Raw genomic sequence first — 17203 nt, forward strand, 5'->3', positions numbered from 1 at the left:
AGGAGAAAACCCGCATGCACAAGCCTCTGCGAATCGCCCTCGCGTCGGCCACCGCCGTCGCTCTGACGGGCGGTCTGCTCACGTTCTCGGCCGTGAACGCCACGGCCGCGGACTCCACCCATGTCCCGCAGGCCGACTTCAACGGCGACGGGATCGGCGACGTGGCCTTCTCGGCCGCCGGCGCCTACGTCAGCGGTCACAAGGACGCCGGCCAGGTGGTCGTCCTCTACGGCACCGCCACCGGCGTCTCCTCCGCCAAGCGCTCCACGATCAGCCAGAACACCACCGGCAACCCCGGCACCGCCGAGACCGGTGACGCCTTCGGCTCGGAGACCGCGTACGCCGACTTCAACGGCGACGGCTACGACGACCTCGCGGTCGGCTCGCCCGGCGAGGACATCGGCAGCGACGTCGACGGCGGCGGCCTCGTGATCCTGTGGGGCTCGGCCTCGGGCCTCACCGGCAAGGGCACCGGCATCGCCGACCCGGCCCCCTCCAGCCACGACTACTGGGGCAAGAACCTCGCCGCCGGCGACTTCGACGGCGACGGCAAGGCCGATCTGGCCGTCGGCAGCTCCGCCTCCACCATCCACGTCTTCAAGGGCGGCTTCAACTCCGCCGGCACCGCGGGCGGCCGCTACACCATCAAGCCCCCCATCCAGTCGGGCGGCAGCGCGAACGGCCCGCTCAACCTGACCGCCGGCGACATCAACGGCGACAAGCGCACCGACCTGGTCGTCGACGGCTACGAGACCCAGACCGACTACGGCTGGAACCGCAACTACTACATCCCCGGCACCGCGAGCGGCCTGAGCGTCGCCTCCGCCAAGGCCCTCAAGCCCGGCGTGATCACCGCGATCGGTGACATCAACGCCGACGGCTACGGCGACATCGTCAGCGGCGCCTACTGGGACACCACCACCGGCGACGGCACGACGATCCCGGACTCCGGCAAGGGCGGCAAGGTCTGGGTCACCTACGGCTCCGGCGGCGGCCCCGGCAACTCCACCGGCATCACCCAGGACACGGGCAACGTCCCGGGAGGCGCCGAGAACAAGGACTGGTTCGGCTCCGAGCTCGACCTCGGCGACATCAACGGCGACGGCTTCCTCGACCTCGCGATCGGCGTGCCCGGCGAGGATCTCGGCAGCGCCGCCAACACCGGCGCCGTCACCGTCCTCTACGGCACCTCGACCGGCCTGAACACCACTTCCGGCGCCCAGGGCTTCGCCCAGAGCACCCCGGGAGTGCCCGGCAGCGACGAGGCCGACGACGAGTTCGGCCTCGACGTCAAGCTCGACGACGTCACCGGCGACGGCAAGGCCGACCTGGTCGTGGGCTCGTACGAGAACGACGGCAACGGCGCGGTCACCTACCTGCCCTCCAACGGCACCGTGATCACCGCGACCGGCTCCCGCACCATCTCGCCGAGCACCTCGGGCGTCTCGACGACGGGAACGCCGTCCTTCGGCGCCAACTTCGCCGACTGACCCACCCGGTACCGGAGCCGGGCCCTCACCCTCGGGCCCGGCTCCTCCCACCCGGCGAGGCCCGGTCCCGGAGCGCTTCCCCAGGGCCCTAGGGGTCCCCTTACCGTCCCCTTAAGGGATGTCACAGCTCGGCAGCAAAGCCGGGCCCGAACCGCCGGGCCGGACACGTCACTCTCCGGGACCAGGTACGTTCGAAGACGTGGCTGGATTCAGGATCGGACGCGGCGCCCGGAACAACGGCGCTCCGCAAACGCGACCGCAACAACCCCCGTACGGACAGCAGGCGCCGCAGGGCCGCCCGTCGTACGGCCATCCCCCGGCGCCGCAGCCCCACCCCGGGCAGCAGCAGTACGGGAACGGCGGCGGCCAGTGGCCGCAGGGCAACGGCGGCGGGTACGGCGAGCCGGAGTACTTCGGCGACGGCGGCGGCTACGCGCCGCAGGGCGACCCGGACCCGTACGCGGCCAACACCCCCGGCCACACCCAGGCGTTCACGGTCGGCGAGGACCCTTACAACCAGGGGGGCACCTACCGCGCGGGCTCGGCCCCGGCGGCCCCCGCGGGCCCCCGCCTGCACTGGAAGGACCTCCTGAGGGGCATCGTCCTCTCCCCCACCCAGACCTTCCTCCGGATGCGCGACTACACGATGTGGGGCCCGGCCCTCATCGTGACGTTCCTCTACGGCCTCCTCGCGGTCTTCGGCTTCGACGGCGCACGCTCGGACGCGATCAACGCCACCCTGGCGAACGCGGTGCCCATCGTCCTGACGACGGCCGTCGCGCTGGTCCTGTCGTCGTTCATCCTGGGCGTGGTCACCCACACCCTGGCCCGCCAGCTCGGCGGCGACGGCGCCTGGCAGCCCACGGTCGGCCTCTCCATGCTGATCATGTCCCTGACGGACGCGCCCCGCCTGGTCTTCGCGATGTTCTTCGGCGGCAACGCGACCTTCGTCCAGGCCCTGGGCTGGGCGACCTGGGTCGCGGCGGGCGCGCTGCTGACGATGATGGTCGGCCGCTCCCACGACCTGCCCTGGCCGAAGGCCCTGGGCGCCTCGGCGATCCAGCTGATCGCCCTGCTGTCGATCGTGAAGCTGGGCACGTTCTGACGGGACCCGCACTCCCCCTGGTACGACACAAAGGGCTCCCGGCGCACTGCCGGGAGCCCTTTCGGTACGTGGCTGTCAGGTGGCTACCGGACGTCCACGAAGTCGCCGGCCGCGTTGACCGCCGGGGTCGTCGCCGTGCCCGCGAAGCTGTAGCGGAAGTAGCCGTCGGTGGAGGCGGTGACGGTCGTCCTGAGGTCGCCCGTCGAGTTGGACTTGATCGTCTTCACCGTGGTGTAGGTGGTGCTGCCCTTCTTGCGGAACTGCAGCTTCACCGGCTGGTTCGCGTAGCCGTGGTAGAGGTTGTCCTCCCAGTTGGCCCGGGAGAGCTTGCCGGTGACCGTGATGGTCTTGCCCTTCTTCACCGGCTCCGGCGACGCGTTGACCGTCAGCTTCGAGGCGCGCTGCACCTTGAACGTGGTGGCGGCGTCCCGGTGGATGTAGTCGAAGTCGTTGGCGGAGACCAGCGTGCGGAGATTCCAGGTGGCCGCCGCGTTGTTGTCGACGAAACCGGTCGCCGCCTGTGGGTCGAAGGTCAGCGTGCCCGAGCAGGTCGACGTGGTGTCGCTCACCTTGACGCAGGTGATGTCGCCGTCGTCGTACCAGATCTGCGCGAAGTTCGGGTTGGGACCGAAGGCGCTGATGTACGTGGTCTCCTTGATGCCCGAATCGTCCGACGCGGTCACGGAGACCTTGGCGGACACCGCCTTGGTCGTACCGACCACGACCGGTCTGCCGCCGTTTACGACGACCTTGTCGATCGTGATGTTGCCCGAGCCGCCGTCCTCCGCCTGGGCGGCGGTGGCACCGACGACGCCGGTCACCAGCGCGAGGCTGGTGCCGAGCAGGGCAAGGCGCGCTGTTGTGCGCATGAAGTGTTCCCCCACTGAATCCTTGATTGGTCAGAGGGATCGTAATGCGTTGGCCAAGGGTTCACCACGAAGTTGTTTCAACGAGCGGGGGCCGATCAGTCGCGCTCGGGCCAGGTCGGGCCCTGGTCGGTCCAGATGACGCCCTTGTTGCGGCACAGGCAGAAGGGGTGGCCGAACGGGTCGGTGTAGACCTGCCAGCCGTAGCCGTTGGGGCCGATGAAGTCCTGCCTCAGCGTCGCGCCGAGGCCGAGGACGCGGCGCTGCTCGGACTCGATCTCGTCCACTTCGAAGTCGAGGTGGAACTGCTTGGGGTGCTCGCTGTCGGGCCACTGCGGAGCGCGGTAGTCGTCCACCCGGATGAATGCCAGCTCGATCTCGCCGAACCGGATGCCGGCCCAGTGCTCGGAGCTGCCTTCCTTGATCGGACGGCCCGTCACCTCGGAGTAGAAAGCCGCCAGCTTCATCGTGTCCGGGCAGTCGATGATGAAATCGGTGAGTCGCAGCATCCCGAGATCTTGGCACAAGCTCGCACCCGACTTCGAGAAAGGCCCGGAGCAGCTCCGCTGAGGCCTTTGCTGAGGCCTTCGCTGAGCAGCAGGTCAGAGCGCTTCCTTCGACGGCGTGACCGGCTCCCCCGACTTGCGTACTACGGGCAAAACGCTCCACGGGAAGTTGATCCAGTCATCGGTCCGCTTCCACACGTACTCGCACTTCACCAGCGACTGCGACTTCTCGTAGACGACGGCGGACCGGACCTCGGCGACGGTGTCGAGACAGAAGTCGCGTACGAGCTTGAGCGTCTTCCCCGTGTCGGCGACGTCATCGGTGATGAGCACCTTCTTGTCGGAGAAGTCGATGACGTTGGGAACGGGAGCGAGCATGACGGGCATCTCGAGGGTGGTCCCCACCCCGGTATAGAACTCGACGTTCACCAGGTGGATGTTCTTGCAGTCGAGGGCGTAGGCGAGCCCGCCCGCGACGAACACACCCCCGCGCGCGATGCTGAGCACGACGTCCGGCTCGAACCCGTCGTCGGCGATGGTCTGCGCGAGCTCGCGCACGGCGTGCCCGAACGCCTCGTAGGTCAGGTTCTCCCGCGCACCTTCCACTTCACTCACACCTGGGTCCGGTGGAAGTTGAGGTAGGACCGCGAGGCGGTGGGACCGCGCTGCCCCTGGTAGCGGGAGCCGTACCGCTCGCTCCCGTACGGGAACTCGGCCGGCGAGCTCAGCCGGAACAGGCACAGCTGGCCGATCTTCATCCCGGGCCACAGCTTGATGGGCAGGGTGGCGAGGTTGGAGAGTTCGAGCGTCACATGCCCGGAGAAGCCGGGGTCGATGAACCCGGCGGTGGAGTGGGTGACCAGCCCGAGCCGCCCGAGCGAGCTCTTCCCCTCGAGCCGCGAGGCAAGATCGTCGGGAAGCGTGATGACCTCGTACGTACTGGCGAGGACGAACTCCCCGGGATGCAGGATGAACGGCTCGTCACCCTCGGGCTCCACGAGCCTCGTCAGATCCACCTGCTCGACGGCGGGATCGATGTGCGGGTACCGGTGATTCTCGAACACCCGGAAGAACCGGTCCAGCCTCACGTCGACACTCGAAGGCTGCACCATGGATTTGTCGTAGGGGTCGATCACCACCCGCCCGGCGTCGATCTCGGCCCGGATGTCCTTGTCTGAGAGAAGCACGCCCTGAGGATACGCAAGGCGCGCGGACCGGCCACAATCGCGCCGCCCCACGCGCCCGCTACTGCTCGGCCCTCGCCCTGTCCCTAATGCCTCTGCTCCTGCTTCTGCCTCTCAAGGCCGACCGGCACCACACTGCGGAGCCGGGTACACCGCGGACACCGGACGAGCCGACCGGGGCCGAGCCGCTCGGCCTGCTGCATCGGGAACGAAGCGGTGCTGAACACGTGCCCATCGGCACAACGGACGACGGTGCGCTCGATCAAGTCCAAGAGTCCCTTCCCCAAGAGCCGCGTCCGGCTACTGCTCGCCTGACGACAAATGCCACATTACGGGATCAAAGGAACGCCTCTCCAGGGGGCTCTCCGACCTCCCCCGGACCCTCACCCACTCCTCCACCGTACGCCCCAACTCCGGCCCCCCGCAGCCTCATCGCCCGCCGCAACGCAGGCAGGCCCCACGGCTTCAGCGCCGGGGGCCGGGGATGAGGTAAGGTGACGATGCGTTCGGACACCGGCTCCAACCGGCGTCTTACGCGGGTGTAGTTTAATGGTAGAACATCAGCTTCCCAAGCTGAGAGCGCGAGTTCGATTCTCGTCACCCGCTCTATGATTAAGGCCCAGGTCAGAGACCCGGGCCTTTTTGCTGTCCGCTGTGATCAGTCGCCGCGTGCCAGATTCGTGCCAGAACGCTGATCGTCCGGCTTGTCCGGCGGATCATCTGGCACGGCAGCAGCTTCCTGGCGTGCCTTGCGTACGGTCGCGTCGAGACCGGCTGCAACTTCCTGCTGTCGGTCGTCGTCGGAGTGCTGATAGATCAGCGCCGCCTTCTCCGAGGACTGGCCGGCACGGACCATCGTGTCCTTGAGGGTGGCACCCGAGCGCGTCGAGAGCGTGTGCCCGGTGTGGCGAAGGTCGTAGAAGCGGAAGCCCTCGGGCATGCCGACGACGGTTCGGGCCTTACGCCACTTCCGGCCGAAGGTGCTGCGGCGGAAGGGGGCGCCCTTCTCGCCGAGGAAGACGAGGCCGTCAGGTCCCTTGCCCGCGTACAGCTCCATGTGGATGCGGAGCTCCGGACGCAGGAACTCCGGCAGGTGCACAGTGCGGGTACCAGCCTCGGACTTGGTGTCGCCAGGGGCACGGCGACCGTTCGTCCGCTCCGGCTCGGCGCGCCTCACCGTGATCTTCAGCGCCTGGACGTCGATGTCCCGGCGACGCAGGCCCGCGAGCTCTTCGGGGCGGAGAGGGCCGTAGGCGCCCAGATAGATCATGAGGCGCCAGCGGGGGCCGATGTTGTCGGCGAGACCGTCGACCTGAGCCACTGTGGCGATGCGCCGCTCGGCTGCCTTCTCCTTTCCGGCGCCCTTGATCCGGCACGGGTTGCGCTTGATCAGGTCGTCGTCGACGGCGGTTTCCATGATGCTTTTCAGCAGGCGGTAAGCCTTGGCGGTGGCGGTCTTGGCTCCGGTCGTGCGAAGCCGCTCGGCACGCCATTCGCGGACGCTGGGCGCGGTGATCTCGTCAAGATCGGACTCACCGAAGGTCGGCAGGATGTGGTTGTCGAGGAGGTAGTGGTACAGGTCCGCGCTCAGGACCTCCAGGTCCCGCTCCTCGACCCACTTCTCCGCGTAGACACGGAAGTTGACCGAGCCTGCGTCGGGGTCGCGCCACTCACCGCGCCTGATCTCGGTCTGCTTCTCGGCGAGCCAGTCGTCGGCGTCCGCTGTTGTGGCGAAGGTTTCCGGTGCAGGGCGCATCACGCCATCCGGGCCCGGATAGCGCGCCTGATAGCGGCCGGACGGGAGCCGTCTGATCGCGCCGAAGCGGCGACGCCTGCCCTTGCTGTTGGCCATCAGGCGGCCCTCCTGTAGCTCGGGCGAGGCCGCCTCAGCGGCTCGACAGTGCGGGAGCTGATGAAGTCCTCGACCGCGCTCTCGGGGATACGGACATGCCGGCCGACCTTCACGTACCGGATGCGCCGTTCCTCGATCAGCCGCCGGGGGAATCGGGTGGTCGTACCGAGCAGCTCGGCGACCTGGTCGACGGACAGGTACCGGTCCTTCATGCGGTGGGCTCTCCTTCCGTTCCGGGGGCGGGTTCGAGGGATGCGGCAAGCCAGGCTTCGGCGGAGGACAGACCCGTTCCGGCGAACACCCAATGCGCGAGGACGTACGTCGTGTCACTGCCGCGCTCGGGATGTGCGGCGGCTGCTTGCGCTCGGCGCCATTCGGCGCGGGCGTCGCGGAGGGCGCCGAGGGTGGTGGAGTAGCGGCGGGATTTGGTGGAGAAGTGACCGCGGAAGCCGAGCATGTGGGCCCAGGCGCGCAGGCGGAGATGTTCGAGGCTCTTGCGTGCGCCGAGGGTCCAGGCGGTTCGGACCAGGCGGCGGGCGTGGTCGCTGATGTCGAGTTGGGCGAGTTCGGCGGCGAACTTCAGGGGGCGGTCGAGAGCTCCCGTGGCCGTTTCGGCGCCCTTGGTGGCGTACTTGGCGATGTACGCGGCGACCGCGCGCTCGGTCAGCTCCTGGCCGTCGTTGAAGTCGGCGGATCGGATGGTGCGGATGTCGAGTTGGCGGCCGAAGACGAAGGAGTGCGTACGGCCGTCGATGACCGGGCCGTCCACGCGGACCTTGCGTGCAGCGGCTCGAATGGCCTCAGTGAGCAGTGCGGCGGTCGCCCAGGGCGGAGGCGGGGTGTCTCCGCCAGTGGGACCGTCGATGCGGATGACCGCGTGGAAGTGGACGGCGCCGCGCTTCTGGTACTCGGCGACCTTGGCGAACGACACGCGTGCGTGGTCACGGAAACGGCGCTGCGAGAGCCCCGCGCGCTTGGCGACCTCCCGGCGCAGGTAGGTCGAGAAGCGTCGCCAGAGCGCACCCGCATGGGCGTTCCAGAGCACGGCCGCTTCGTAGTCGTAGGTGTCGGGGTCGAGCGGGGTGCCGAGTGCTTCATCGTCCTGGGCGTGGTGGACACCGCAGCGGCAAGTGCGGCCGCTGGAAGGACGGTTGTGGACCGGTCCGAAGCTCGGGGCGGTGAACGTGGCGAAGACACGGGGGTGGGCGGCGACGTGTTCCGGGAGGCCCTTGCCTCCACGCAGGCCCGAGGTGATCAGGTGGAAGGTGTCGCGGCGGTAGACCTCCGCGCAGGCCGGACAGCGGGTGGTGCGGCGGTTGTTGCAGCGGACGAGGAGTTGGCCGGCCGGGAGGCTGGCCGAGTCGAGGTGTTGGAGGACGGCGCCGATCTCGCCGGTGGTGGTGTCGACGTCGTACTCGGTGCGGTGGCCGTCGAGGCGGATCGGGTGGGTGCAGCCGCCGAGGGTGGAGAGCTGGCGGAGGATACCCGGGAGCGTGCCCTGTGCGGCCAGGTTCGCGACTTCCGGAAGTGGGGCCGGAGTGGTGCGGGTGAAGATGGCGGTTCTCCTTCTGGCTGGCTCGGTCGGGAGGAATGGCCTCGGGGCGGCGTCTGCTTGGTCGTGTGCCGCCGCCCCGGTGGCCGGGGGCAGGGTTAGTGCCGGTTGTGGTCGCGGAGCATGGAGCGCAGGACGACGGCCGTCACGGCTACGGAGATGGCCGTGACGGCGACGGCGACCAGGAGCGCGGTCAGGACGACTCCGCCGACGAGCACGACCGCGACCGTGTTCTTGTCGATCGAGACCGACGGGAGCGAGCGCGCTATGGGCGCCGGGTCGGTCGGGGCGTGGGTGTGCGCGGGCGGCGGGGTCGGGTTGTCGGGGTACTTGGGCAGGAACACGGCGAACCCTTTCTCATCTACTCGTCTAGTCATGTGAGCCATTTATGACGCTCACGCCGGAGCGCGTGCCGGACTCGATGGCGGGCGCCATGAAGGTGTGGGAGAGCCAGAAGCCGAAGAGGGCGATCAGGACGACGACCCAGGTACGGACGCCGAGGAACTTGACCGCTCCCCAGGCGAAGAAGCCGAGGACGAACACGAGCGGGAGGCTGACAGTCACGGCGGGGAGGTCCCTTTCAGCAGACGGGGCAGCGGTGGGTGCGGGCAGCCAGTTCGGCGGCGGCGCGGCTGTCGTAGTCGGCGGAGAAGTTACAGCGCGGGGCGGTGCAGGCGGCGGTGTGCTTCTCGCGGCCCCGGCCGTCGTACGACGTAGCGACCTGAACAGGGCCGATGCGGGTGACGTTGCGGAAGCGACGGTTGGCGGTCACGGATGATCTCCTTTTCGTTGATCGCTCACCCGAGGGGTGCGAGGGCGTGTAGACAGGTGGCATGTCACAAGGGGCGCGGCGGCTGGCCGCCTTCGGTTCGGCCGCGTTGGTACTTGGGCTTGCGGCTGTTGGGGGAAGGTGGTGGGTGGGCGAGTCCTGGACCACCGTGATCACCATGTGCTGCCTTGAGGTACTGATCATTTCGGCCGTTGTCGGAACCCGGCGAGCGTTGCGGAAGCGGTAAAGCCTCCCGACGGGGCCCGCCTTCAGAGCTGGGCGGCGATGGCTTCGGCCATGGGAGCCGGAACGCCGAGGCGGGCACGAAGGGTTGGCGTGTCGATCGGTGTACCGGTGCGGGTGTGGTGTTCGGCAGCGACCTTGCGGGCATGGTCGACCAGCGCAGTCGGGACCGCGACGGCGGGACGTTCGGGCGCCTTCTCGACAGCGGGTTGGGCGAGCGACTCGGAGGCGGATTCCGGCGCTTCCCCCTGACCCTTGACCACGTGCCCGTCGTTATCCAGTGCCGTCGTAGGGGCGGAGTGGGCGAGGAGCGTGCCGCCGAGGAAGGCGACGGCGGGCCAGCCCGCGACGAGGATGCGCAGCCAGGCCGGCACCTGGGTCATGTCGAGGAGTCCGGCGGTGGCGACGTTGGCGCCAAGGGACGCGGTCAGGGCGATGACGAACCAGCACCAAGAGGACGCTTTAGCGCCCCCGGAGCGCAGTCGGCGCCAGGCGGCGACGAGCAGCAGGTCGACGCTGATGGGGTAGGCCCACGCCTTCCATCCGTCCTGTCCGGCCGCCGCAGCGATGTCGTGCAGGTGGGCGAAGGACAGCGCCGCGGCGATGAGCGCCTGGACGAGTACCGCGTCGACGCGGGCCAGCAGGGCGCGCATGACGCGCCTCCTTCCGGGATTCAGGCATGGCGGGGGTAGGGACGTGGCGTGAGGCGGTCACGCCGATCGGGAGGGGAATGGGTCAGTCGGTCACCGGGCGCGGCTTGACGACCGGGGCCGGGGCTTCGACCGGTCGTACGGGCACGTCGGGACAGAAGGGCTTGAGCGCGGCCAGGTCGGGAGCCAGGTGCGCGGAGTCGCGGCAGATCTCCGCGGCGTCGCCGAGGGAGAGGTACGGCGTGCGGATGCGGGACCAGCCGCCGGAAGTGTCACCGGCGACAGCCAGGCCGGGCCGTTCGGGGGCGATGGCGCAGGCGGCCATGACCGCCTCGGGGGCGATATCGCCGAGGGCCATCTTGGCGGAGGCTTCGTCATTGACGCGGTGGCAGACCCGGCCGGTGAGCTGGGCGCGGAGCATGGTGGCGCCCTTGCCGAGTTCGGCGCCGAAGCGCTGCCCGCAGACTTCCAGGTAGATGCCGGCGGCGCGGCCGAGTTGGGCGAGGCGGATGAGCTGGGTGACCATCTCGTCGCGCCGTTCCTCGTCCTTGCGGGTGGCGACGAGGAAGAGTTCGGCGACCTCGTCGACGAACAGCACGATCGGCGTGGGTCGTTGGTGCTCGGGCAGACCCCAGATGTCGGAGGTGATCTCCTCGTCCGGAGTGTCCGGGGCGATGCCCTGCCGGGCCTTGATCAGGTCGTAGCGGTCCTCCATTTCCTTGACGAGCATGGGCAGCAGCTCGGCCGCCTGCTCCGGGTCGGTGGCGAGTGCGGAGAGCCGGGCTGCGAACGGCGCCAGCTCCACGCCCCGCTTGCAGTCGATGCCGACCAGGGCGACCGGCTGCCGGGCCAGGCCGGTGATCACGTGGCGCAGGTACATGGACTTGCCGGACAGCGTGGCGCCGAGGGTGAGTTGGTGCGGGATGGTGCGGTAGTCGCGCACGAAGGGCATGGCGTCCTCCCGCAGCGCGACCGGCACTTTGAGGAAGCCGTCCGCGACCTTGCGCGGCATCCGGACCTTGCGCAGGACGTCGTACCCGACGAGACGCAATTCGACGACACCGGGCTTGACGGTCGAGACGTACACGGCGTGCACGCCCCAGGCATGCCGCAGCCGTTCGGCCGAGGCCGCGACATCGGCGGGTTCCTGCCCCGGCGCGAGCCGCAGCCGAAGCCGCAGCCCGGTCGAGGTGGGCCGGATGACGCCCCGACGCGGCGGGACGGGCCGGACCTCCCGGTTGGTGGTGGCCTTGACTGCGAGGACCCTCAGCCGTGAGGGCGCCACGGTCAGCCCGCACGCCTCCATGACCGAGCCGTACGAGCCGAGCAGTCGGGCGGTGGATATCGGCAGGCCGATGGTGGACCAGTACACGCCCGGGTGCTTGGCCCGGGCGTAGGCGGCCCCGCCGCCGAGTGCGGCGACAGGACCACCCACCTCCAGAAGCGTCGTCAGGTCGGACATCAGGCGGCGGCCTCGGTGTCAGCCTGAGCGGCGACCGGGAAGACCGCCGGGGTGACCGCGGCGGCACGGAAGGCGATGCCGTGCCGCTTCTGCCCGTTGAACACGGACTCCCACGGCCGGGCGACCAGCCCCGGCAGCGAGACCGGCGCACCGAGCGCCAGCCCCTCGGACACACCGCTCTCAGGAACCGTGACCTTGATCAGCGAGGACTCGCCCTCTTCGATGTGGACGACGCCGATCGTCATCAGCGCCTCACCGCTGACGGCATCCTTCGCGATCTCGCCCGTCTGTCGGTCACGGACCTTCGGCTCGGGAGCCTCGGTCAGCAGGATCGTCGCGGCCGAAGTCTCAACACGGATGGTACGCAAGGAACTTCCCCTATCTACTCGTCTATACATGTAGCGGTCTGCGAACCCGATGCCGGGGGCGCGTGGACCACCATGCATCACAACTTGCCCACTCGTCTATACGAGTATGCCTGTTGAAGCGTACGAGTTCGGGAAACGTCCCGCGCACCAGGCCAGTGTCAGACCCCTGCGGCATGCTCTGCCCATGCTGATTGCGACCAACAGTCGGGGCCACGTACTGAAGCGCCCTTCGAAGCCGGCGATAGGCACGATGCTCGCCAACCTGCACCGCGGCGACCACATGATCCTTGAGCGGCAGGACGAGAACCGCGAGGGAGACTGGTACGTCCAGGCCTGGTTCCGCGACAACAACACGTACCAACTGGAGTACCGCGACGGCGTTCCCGCGGAGCATTACCAGACGCAGACGGTGTCGCAGGAGAAGGTGCTGCAAGCGCTCCTCGGCTGGGTGGCCGACCAGCCCGCCTGGCGGGAGGGCTTCATGTGGACCAGCATCGGCCACTGGTTCACGCCAGAGCCCGAAGATGAGAGCGATCCGACCGCCTAGTACTGCGTCGCCGTCCATGCGATCAGGTCGCCGGGAGCTGGTACGACAGCACGTACGCGTCAGCCGCCATGACCGTGTCGCACACCTCGACGGCCCGTCCCTCGGTGTCAAAGGCGGTACGGATCAGGTGGATGACCGGCACGCCGGAGGCCAACCGGAGCGTCTTCACCTCAGCAGGCGAGGGCATCCGGGCCCGGATCTCCTCCTCGAAGTGGTCGAGGCGGTGACCCAGCTCTTCGAGGCGGGCGTAGATGCCTCCGGGCCCGGGGTTCGGCTCGGCGATCTGCGTACCGCGCGCGATATCGAGCGGCAAGAAGGACGTAGCGAACTCGACTGGCCGCCCGTCCAGCAGATACCGCCGCCGCCGGGCCAGCACCCGCCGCACGGACCCGAGCCGGGCGGAGACGTCCGGACTGGCCTTCTCTTCCTTGACCTCCAGACTGTCGACCTGGGGGTGACTGCCGGCGGCGTCGGCCTCGACGATGAAGGCGGACTTGCCCTGCTCCCGATGCCGTCGCGCAAACCGGTCGGAGGCGAGACGTCGTACGGGGGGCCGTGGTCGGACGAAGACGCCCTTGCCGTGCTCGGCGTGCACGAGCCCTTCCCCCTGGAGGATGGAGAAGGAGTTTCGGACCGTCATTCGGGATACCCCGTAATGCTCGACAAGGTCGGCTTCCGAGGGCAGCTTGTCGCCCTCGTGGAATCGCCCACGGTCGATGGCCTCACGCAACTGGTCGGCGATCTGCCGGAAGACCGCACGATCACTCGTGGGGTCCAGGTCGCCGAGCAGGCCGGAAGGAAGAGAAGGGCTCACGCGCGTACTCCTTTAGGTATCTAGACGTGTGGGCGAGTCTTGTTGCTACGGTGGAGAGCCTAGCCAGCCGAGAGGGCCGAGGAACGTGAGCATGGACCGTCCGCACTCCGTGAGCGTCGCCGGAGTGATCGTCGACGCCCAGAACCGCGCCCTCTTGATCCAACGACGCGACAACGGCAAGTGGGAACCCCCGGGTGGCGTCCTCGAACGCGAGGAAACCATCCCCGAGGCCCTGCAACGGGAAGTCCTCGAAGAAACCGGCATCAAGATCGCGCTTCCCGCGACCCTGACCGGCGTCTACAAGAACATGACGGGCCTGATCGTCTCGCTGGTCTTCCGCTGCCAGGCCGCCGACGGCACACCCACCACCGGCGACGAGACCCGCGCCCTGCGCTGGGCCACCCGTGAAGAAGTCTCCGACCTCGCCGACGAGGCGTACGCGATTCGCGTCCTGGACGCACTCGACGCGGCGTCCCCGCCGGCCATCCGCGCCCACGACGGCGTGAAACTCGTCTAGCCCGAACCCGCTGCACATGGCGGCCTACCAGCATGAAGGAACTTGTATGCACGAGTATACGAGTAAGCCCCGAGTCTGGGGGCTCACTTGCCCAGGATTCCCGGAAGAAGTTGGCAGGGCCCGCCGCTGGACGCGCGACATCCTGCGCGGCTCGCCCCTGGCCGAGGATGCCGAGCTGATCGTGAGCGAGCTGAGCGCGAACGCGATCCTCCACACGGCTAGCGGGGGTGAGTCGGGCAGCTTCCATCTGGTGCTTGCGGTCTCACCGCAGGTCATCGCTCTGTCGGTCACCGACGACGGAGGCACCGGCACGGCCCCGAAGGTCGAGCACCAAGACCAAGAGGCCGAGCACGGCCGGGGATTGGGCATGGTCACCGCCATCGCCCACCAGGTCGTGGTCCACGACAGCGACGGCGGCCACACAGTCACGGCGGAGCTATACAGGGAAGCCCGTCGGGGAGGTCACCCGTGCTGATTCCGACGACCGCGCAACATTTAACGGCCCAACAGCGCTGCGACACCTACCACTGCTGGGCAGTCGCTTATCCCCTGCACGAAACACGCGCCATTCCGCTCGGGTCCCATGGTGCGGCCAGCCCTCGTCTGGCACTGCGCTGGATGCGCGAACGTGCAAGCCACGTCACAGACCAGCTCGACGCCGCATACGCCCAACCAGGCCGCTACTGGCTCACAGACGAAGCCGAACACGAACGGGCCCTCGCCTACCTGGCCACGGGCACGGCCTACCAACTCACGCTGTACGACGAGACCACCCGCTACGTGCTCACGGCCTGTCCTTCGGGAGGCACCGCGTGAACGGAATCCTCCGCGGCTACTGGTGCGAGTGCTGGACCCAGAACCTCAACACGGACCAACAGCCGACACTGCACGCTTCCTTCGACGCCCACTCAGCCACCCAGGCAGACCGGTGGATAGCTATCACTCTGCGCACCATCACCCCAGCACTCGACAACGCAGCCTCAGAGCAAGCGTGGGAATGGCTCTACGAAGGCCGCATCGACACCCGGCGGGCCCTGCTCCGAGCCGAACCCTGCGCCGTCACCGTGGCCCAAGCCGACACTCGCATCACCTGGACGGTCCGCCCAGTCACGTTCGTACCGCTCGCACACCGCCGGGGCACCGAACTCCCAGCCTGCGCACACGACTTCAAGCCCCATGCGACCGACTGAGTTACAACTTTCTCTACTGGTTCAAGGCGGCTCGCTCCGCTCCCCGCGCGCGGCCCGGCCCCCGGCCGGGCCTGCGCTCCTGTCTCCGCCCCGCTCCAGCCCGGCCGGCGCCCGTGCCGCGCTCAAAGCATGCAGCCACCTGATGCCAGAGAAGGGGTACGTCGTGGCTGGGGCGGTCGGCTCCACGGCTTTACGGAGCCACTTTGGCGCGAGCCTCGCAGATCATGGCCCCAACGTCGTGCTTTACCGGGCAGGTCCACAGACTGCCCGACGCGCCGGAAGCTTACGGGGCCATGATCACTCGCGCCAAAGCAGCGCCACCCCAAAGCCGCTCCGCCGACCGTGCTGTACCGGTAACCTCTCTCTTCACCTGAGGTAGGGGAGTTATGGCTAATCAAGATCATGAAGAAGACTGGGCGGACGTGGATGGGCCCGAGGAAGGTGAAGAGCCGGAGGTGCCACTCTCGGCAACCGCGGAGTCAGCTTCTGAAACACGAATGATTCGGGCTCTCGCTGAACATAACATCGGCCTTATAAGCACCCAGACCGGATCGTTCAAGTTTAGCGCTCACTCTAAGTGGGCTTTCCCCGGCCAAAGGGAAGTCCATCTACTCAGGGGCCACCATGAAACCCTCCTTGCGCAACTAGATAAGCGGGTCGAGCATTCTGCCCAATGGGCTGGAATCATCATTCCCGATGACGGATTCCTTGAGGTGCTCGTCGGGCCGAATCAGACTCAACTTCCCACGAGCATCGTAATTCGACGACTTTCCCGACTTGTTGCAGATACCCTCGAAGAGGAATGCCCTCGGCACCACGATAGAATTAACTGTGAGTCGATCGATTTTGCACGCACATCGGCCGGAGAACGTCACCCAAAGATTCATCTAACCGGAGACGAAGTATGCCTTGAAATCTCTGGCCCTTCTCCAGCATGCCACGTTCTCGCCAATCACGGATTCAGGGAAACACCTCGATACATCCTGTCTGTCCGAGTGTTCCATGACCGGCCGATGAAGCCGTCTCAGATCGAAGCATCCGCAGAACCTCTGCTCGATTCACTTCTGTATGAATTGGACGTGCGGAACCAATTGAACATGCGCCCTGCGAAATGGCCTAGCCAGGCCGATCGAAGGCGCCCCTTGAACGCAGACCTGCCCGAAAGGATTGTCCGCTTTCCCGAAATCAAAGTCGAGTCGGAGGTATCCGTCCTCTTTCGTTTCGCAGGGAGCGCCACAGGAAATCCTCCGCTAGCTTTCCTCTCGTATTATCAGGTCCTTGAGAATTTTTTCCCGGTTGCAGGACGCAGAAGCGCTCTTCGGAAAATCGAGTTGGAGCTAACCGATCCTCGATTCGACCGCCGGTCGGACAAGTGCCTGATGCGCCTATTGGATGTCGGCGAGAATGCCGCAGCAGCATCCGAGGCCTCTCACTTGAAGATTCTCCTTGAGGAGTTCGTGAGAAAAGACGTCCTCGAAAGCTTCTTCTCGGAGAACCCCTGGGGCAAGCACTTCACCAAGCAGGGGCCAATCAAGGGAATCACTGAAAATATCAACCCTGAAAACAAACAGACTCCGCTCGCCCATCAGGTCGCCGAGCGTGTCTACAGAATTCGGAACCGAATCGTCCATGCAAAGGACGACCCCAAATATCAGAACACGCCTGCTCTCCTTCCGCAAAGCGACGAAGCAGAGGCGCTCTGGCCAGATATTGATCTCGTTCGGCTCCTTGCTTGCGAGGTCATTTTGAGCGCACAGGTCCGCAGTTGATCGCGCCAAAGCAAGCTCTGCCGAAATGACCTCGTAGGAAGCAGTCCGGTCTGACTCACGGCCCCGCGCAGCACCCTCTCATGCGATGGGGCCGTGCCAGTCCCGTGCCAGATCCTGCGGGGAACCACGGGGAACCACGGGCACTCATGCGGCCGCCAACAGGGCTCTGGACGCACCGCGCTGCAGGTAAACGAGCTACTCAGGTTGAACTCGTAGAGTCCGGCTGCGTGGTCACCAGGGTTCGATGATCAGGCCGGTCCCGGTGAGGCAGCCGTCGATCAGGTGGGGTCTGAACTGGATCTTCTTGAGCTTGCGTTTG

Annotated in this window: 23 protein-coding genes and 1 tRNA gene; 9 read left to right on the top strand and 15 right to left on the bottom strand. The window is 67.3% G+C overall.

The window, feature by feature from the left end:
- Positions 1-14: 14 nt before the first annotated feature.
- Positions 15-1490, top strand: a complete 1476-nt coding sequence (locus LJ657_RS45505; RefSeq protein WP_232655603.1) for an FG-GAP and VCBS repeat-containing protein — start codon at positions 15-17, stop codon at positions 1488-1490.
- A 118-nt stretch (positions 1491-1608) separates the two neighbouring features.
- Positions 1609-2595 (top strand): YIP1 family protein, encoded by a 987-nt coding sequence (locus LJ657_RS45510; RefSeq protein WP_232655604.1) that lies wholly within the window; start codon positions 1609-1611, stop codon positions 2593-2595.
- An 83-nt stretch (positions 2596-2678) separates the two neighbouring features.
- Here the strand turns inward: LJ657_RS45510 and LJ657_RS45515 are convergent, their stop codons facing one another.
- The 5 genes from LJ657_RS45515 to LJ657_RS45535 form a co-directional block, all read right to left on the bottom strand.
- Positions 2679-3464 carry a calcium-binding protein gene (locus tag LJ657_RS45515; protein WP_232655605.1) on the bottom strand — a complete coding sequence of 262 codons (786 nt, stop codon included), beginning with the start codon at positions 3462-3464 and terminating at the stop codon, positions 2679-2681.
- 95 nt (positions 3465-3559) lie between these two features.
- On the bottom strand, positions 3560-3970 hold the full coding sequence (locus LJ657_RS45520; protein ID WP_232655606.1) for a VOC family protein: 411 nt from the start codon (positions 3968-3970) through the stop codon (positions 3560-3562).
- A gap of 93 nt (positions 3971-4063) precedes the next feature.
- On the bottom strand, positions 4064-4573 hold the full coding sequence (locus tag LJ657_RS45525; RefSeq protein WP_232655623.1) for a phosphoribosyltransferase: 510 nt from the start codon (positions 4571-4573) through the stop codon (positions 4064-4066).
- 5 nt (positions 4574-4578) lie between these two features.
- Positions 4579-5154: a dCTP deaminase gene (gene dcd, locus LJ657_RS45530; protein ID WP_232655607.1), complete on the bottom strand. Its 576-nt coding sequence runs from the start codon at positions 5152-5154 to the stop codon at positions 4579-4581.
- A gap of 83 nt (positions 5155-5237) precedes the next feature.
- Positions 5238-5423: a hypothetical protein gene (locus tag LJ657_RS45535; RefSeq protein ID WP_232655608.1), complete on the bottom strand. Its 186-nt coding sequence runs from the start codon at positions 5421-5423 to the stop codon at positions 5238-5240.
- 263 nt (positions 5424-5686) lie between these two features.
- Between LJ657_RS45535 and LJ657_RS45540 the strand changes: the two genes are divergently transcribed.
- A tRNA-Gly gene (locus LJ657_RS45540) sits at positions 5687-5757 on the top strand.
- A gap of 52 nt (positions 5758-5809) precedes the next feature.
- Here LJ657_RS45540 and LJ657_RS45545 read toward each other — a convergent pair.
- The 9 genes from LJ657_RS45545 to LJ657_RS45585 form a co-directional block, all read right to left on the bottom strand.
- On the bottom strand, positions 5810-7003 hold the full coding sequence (locus LJ657_RS45545) for a tyrosine-type recombinase/integrase (RefSeq protein WP_232655609.1): 1194 nt from the start codon (positions 7001-7003) through the stop codon (positions 5810-5812).
- Positions 7003-7215, bottom strand: coding sequence for an excisionase family DNA-binding protein (locus tag LJ657_RS45550; protein ID WP_232655610.1), 213 nt, complete (start codon positions 7213-7215; stop codon positions 7003-7005). The genes LJ657_RS45545 and LJ657_RS45550 overlap by 1 nt, the downstream gene beginning before the upstream one ends.
- Positions 7212-8513 (bottom strand): replication initiator, encoded by a 1302-nt coding sequence (locus tag LJ657_RS45555; protein ID WP_232655624.1) that lies wholly within the window; start codon positions 8511-8513, stop codon positions 7212-7214. The genes LJ657_RS45550 and LJ657_RS45555 overlap by 4 nt, the downstream gene beginning before the upstream one ends.
- 140 nt (positions 8514-8653) lie before the next feature.
- Positions 8654-8899 (bottom strand): SpdD protein, encoded by a 246-nt coding sequence (locus LJ657_RS45560; protein WP_232655625.1) that lies wholly within the window; start codon positions 8897-8899, stop codon positions 8654-8656.
- Between the two features lie 25 nt (positions 8900-8924).
- A complete protein-coding gene (locus LJ657_RS45565) occupies positions 8925-9119 on the bottom strand; it encodes a hypothetical protein (protein WP_232655611.1) in 195 nt (64 codons plus the stop codon).
- Positions 9120-9135: 16 nt separating this feature from the next.
- Positions 9136-9327: a mobile element transfer protein gene (locus LJ657_RS45570; RefSeq protein ID WP_232655612.1), complete on the bottom strand. Its 192-nt coding sequence runs from the start codon at positions 9325-9327 to the stop codon at positions 9136-9138.
- A gap of 266 nt (positions 9328-9593) precedes the next feature.
- Complete coding sequence (locus LJ657_RS45575; protein WP_232655613.1) at positions 9594-10220, bottom strand: DUF2637 domain-containing protein; 627 nt, start codon at positions 10218-10220, stop codon at positions 9594-9596.
- Positions 10221-10302: 82 nt separating this feature from the next.
- Positions 10303-11679, bottom strand: coding sequence for an FtsK/SpoIIIE domain-containing protein (locus LJ657_RS45580; RefSeq protein ID WP_232655614.1), 1377 nt, complete (start codon positions 11677-11679; stop codon positions 10303-10305).
- On the bottom strand, positions 11679-12047 hold the full coding sequence (locus LJ657_RS45585; protein ID WP_115907212.1) for an SCO3933 family regulatory protein: 369 nt from the start codon (positions 12045-12047) through the stop codon (positions 11679-11681). The genes LJ657_RS45580 and LJ657_RS45585 overlap by 1 nt, the downstream gene beginning before the upstream one ends.
- 184 nt (positions 12048-12231) lie before the next feature.
- Here LJ657_RS45585 and LJ657_RS45590 point away from each other — a divergent pair, with 184 nt between their 5' ends.
- Entirely contained in the window at positions 12232-12594 is a 363-nt protein-coding gene (locus tag LJ657_RS45590) for a hypothetical protein (protein ID WP_232655615.1), read from the top strand.
- Positions 12595-12616: 22 nt separating this feature from the next.
- Here LJ657_RS45590 and LJ657_RS45595 read toward each other — a convergent pair whose 3' ends face one another.
- Entirely contained in the window at positions 12617-13408 is a 792-nt protein-coding gene (locus tag LJ657_RS45595; protein ID WP_115907211.1) for a GntR family transcriptional regulator, read from the bottom strand.
- A 109-nt stretch (positions 13409-13517) separates the two neighbouring features.
- On the opposite strand from LJ657_RS45595, the gene LJ657_RS45600 reads away from it, so the two are divergent.
- The 5 genes from LJ657_RS45600 (at position 13518) to LJ657_RS45620 (ending at position 16884) form a co-directional block, all read left to right on the top strand.
- A complete protein-coding gene (locus tag LJ657_RS45600) occupies positions 13518-13925 on the top strand; it encodes an NUDIX hydrolase (protein WP_232655626.1) in 408 nt (135 codons plus the stop codon).
- 46 nt (positions 13926-13971) lie between these two features.
- Positions 13972-14400 carry an ATP-binding protein gene (locus LJ657_RS45605; protein WP_232655616.1) on the top strand — a complete coding sequence of 143 codons (429 nt, stop codon included), beginning with the start codon at positions 13972-13974 and terminating at the stop codon, positions 14398-14400.
- A 143-nt stretch (positions 14401-14543) separates the two neighbouring features.
- The gene (locus LJ657_RS48830; protein ID WP_308117147.1) at positions 14544-14741 is read left to right on the top strand and encodes a hypothetical protein; all 198 of its coding nucleotides are present in this window, start codon (positions 14544-14546) and stop codon (positions 14739-14741) included.
- Positions 14738-15115 carry a hypothetical protein gene (locus LJ657_RS45615; protein WP_232655618.1) on the top strand — a complete coding sequence of 126 codons (378 nt, stop codon included), beginning with the start codon at positions 14738-14740 and terminating at the stop codon, positions 15113-15115. Before LJ657_RS48830 ends, LJ657_RS45615 begins: the two co-directional genes overlap by 4 nt.
- A gap of 1142 nt (positions 15116-16257) precedes the next feature.
- Positions 16258-16884, top strand: coding sequence for a hypothetical protein (locus LJ657_RS45620; protein ID WP_232655619.1), 627 nt, complete (start codon positions 16258-16260; stop codon positions 16882-16884).
- Positions 16885-17203: the final 319 nt, after the last annotated feature.

The organism is Streptomyces guryensis (genome assembly GCF_021261325.1).
GTDB lineage: Bacteria > Actinomycetota > Actinomycetes > Streptomycetales > Streptomycetaceae > Streptomyces > Streptomyces guryensis.

Bases quoted from the DNA above. Each gene is read 5' to 3' on its own strand.
- LJ657_RS45505 (WP_232655603.1), top strand. From the start codon at position 15: ATGCACAAGCCTCTGCGAATCGCCCTCGCGTCGGCCACCGCCGTCGCT.
- LJ657_RS45510 (WP_232655604.1), top strand. From the start codon at position 1,609: ATGTCACAGCTCGGCAGCAAAGCCGGGCCCGAACCGCCGGGCCGGACA.
- LJ657_RS45515 (WP_232655605.1), bottom strand. From the start codon at position 3,464: ATGCGCACAACAGCGCGCCTTGCCCTGCTCGGCACCAGCCTCGCGCTG.
- LJ657_RS45520 (WP_232655606.1), bottom strand. From the start codon at position 3,970: ATGCTGCGACTCACCGATTTCATCATCGACTGCCCGGACACGATGAAG.
- LJ657_RS45545 (WP_232655609.1), bottom strand. From the start codon at position 7,003: ATGGCCAACAGCAAGGGCAGGCGTCGCCGCTTCGGCGCGATCAGACGG.
- LJ657_RS45550 (WP_232655610.1), bottom strand. From the start codon at position 7,215: ATGAAGGACCGGTACCTGTCCGTCGACCAGGTCGCCGAGCTGCTCGGT.
- LJ657_RS45575 (WP_232655613.1), bottom strand. From the start codon at position 10,220: ATGCGCGCCCTGCTGGCCCGCGTCGACGCGGTACTCGTCCAGGCGCTC.
- LJ657_RS45580 (WP_232655614.1), bottom strand. From the start codon at position 11,679: ATGTCCGACCTGACGACGCTTCTGGAGGTGGGTGGTCCTGTCGCCGCA.
- LJ657_RS45590 (WP_232655615.1), top strand. From the start codon at position 12,232: ATGCTGATTGCGACCAACAGTCGGGGCCACGTACTGAAGCGCCCTTCG.
- LJ657_RS45605 (WP_232655616.1), top strand. From the start codon at position 13,972: ATGCACGAGTATACGAGTAAGCCCCGAGTCTGGGGGCTCACTTGCCCA.
- LJ657_RS48830 (WP_308117147.1), top strand. From the start codon at position 14,544: ATGCGCGAACGTGCAAGCCACGTCACAGACCAGCTCGACGCCGCATAC.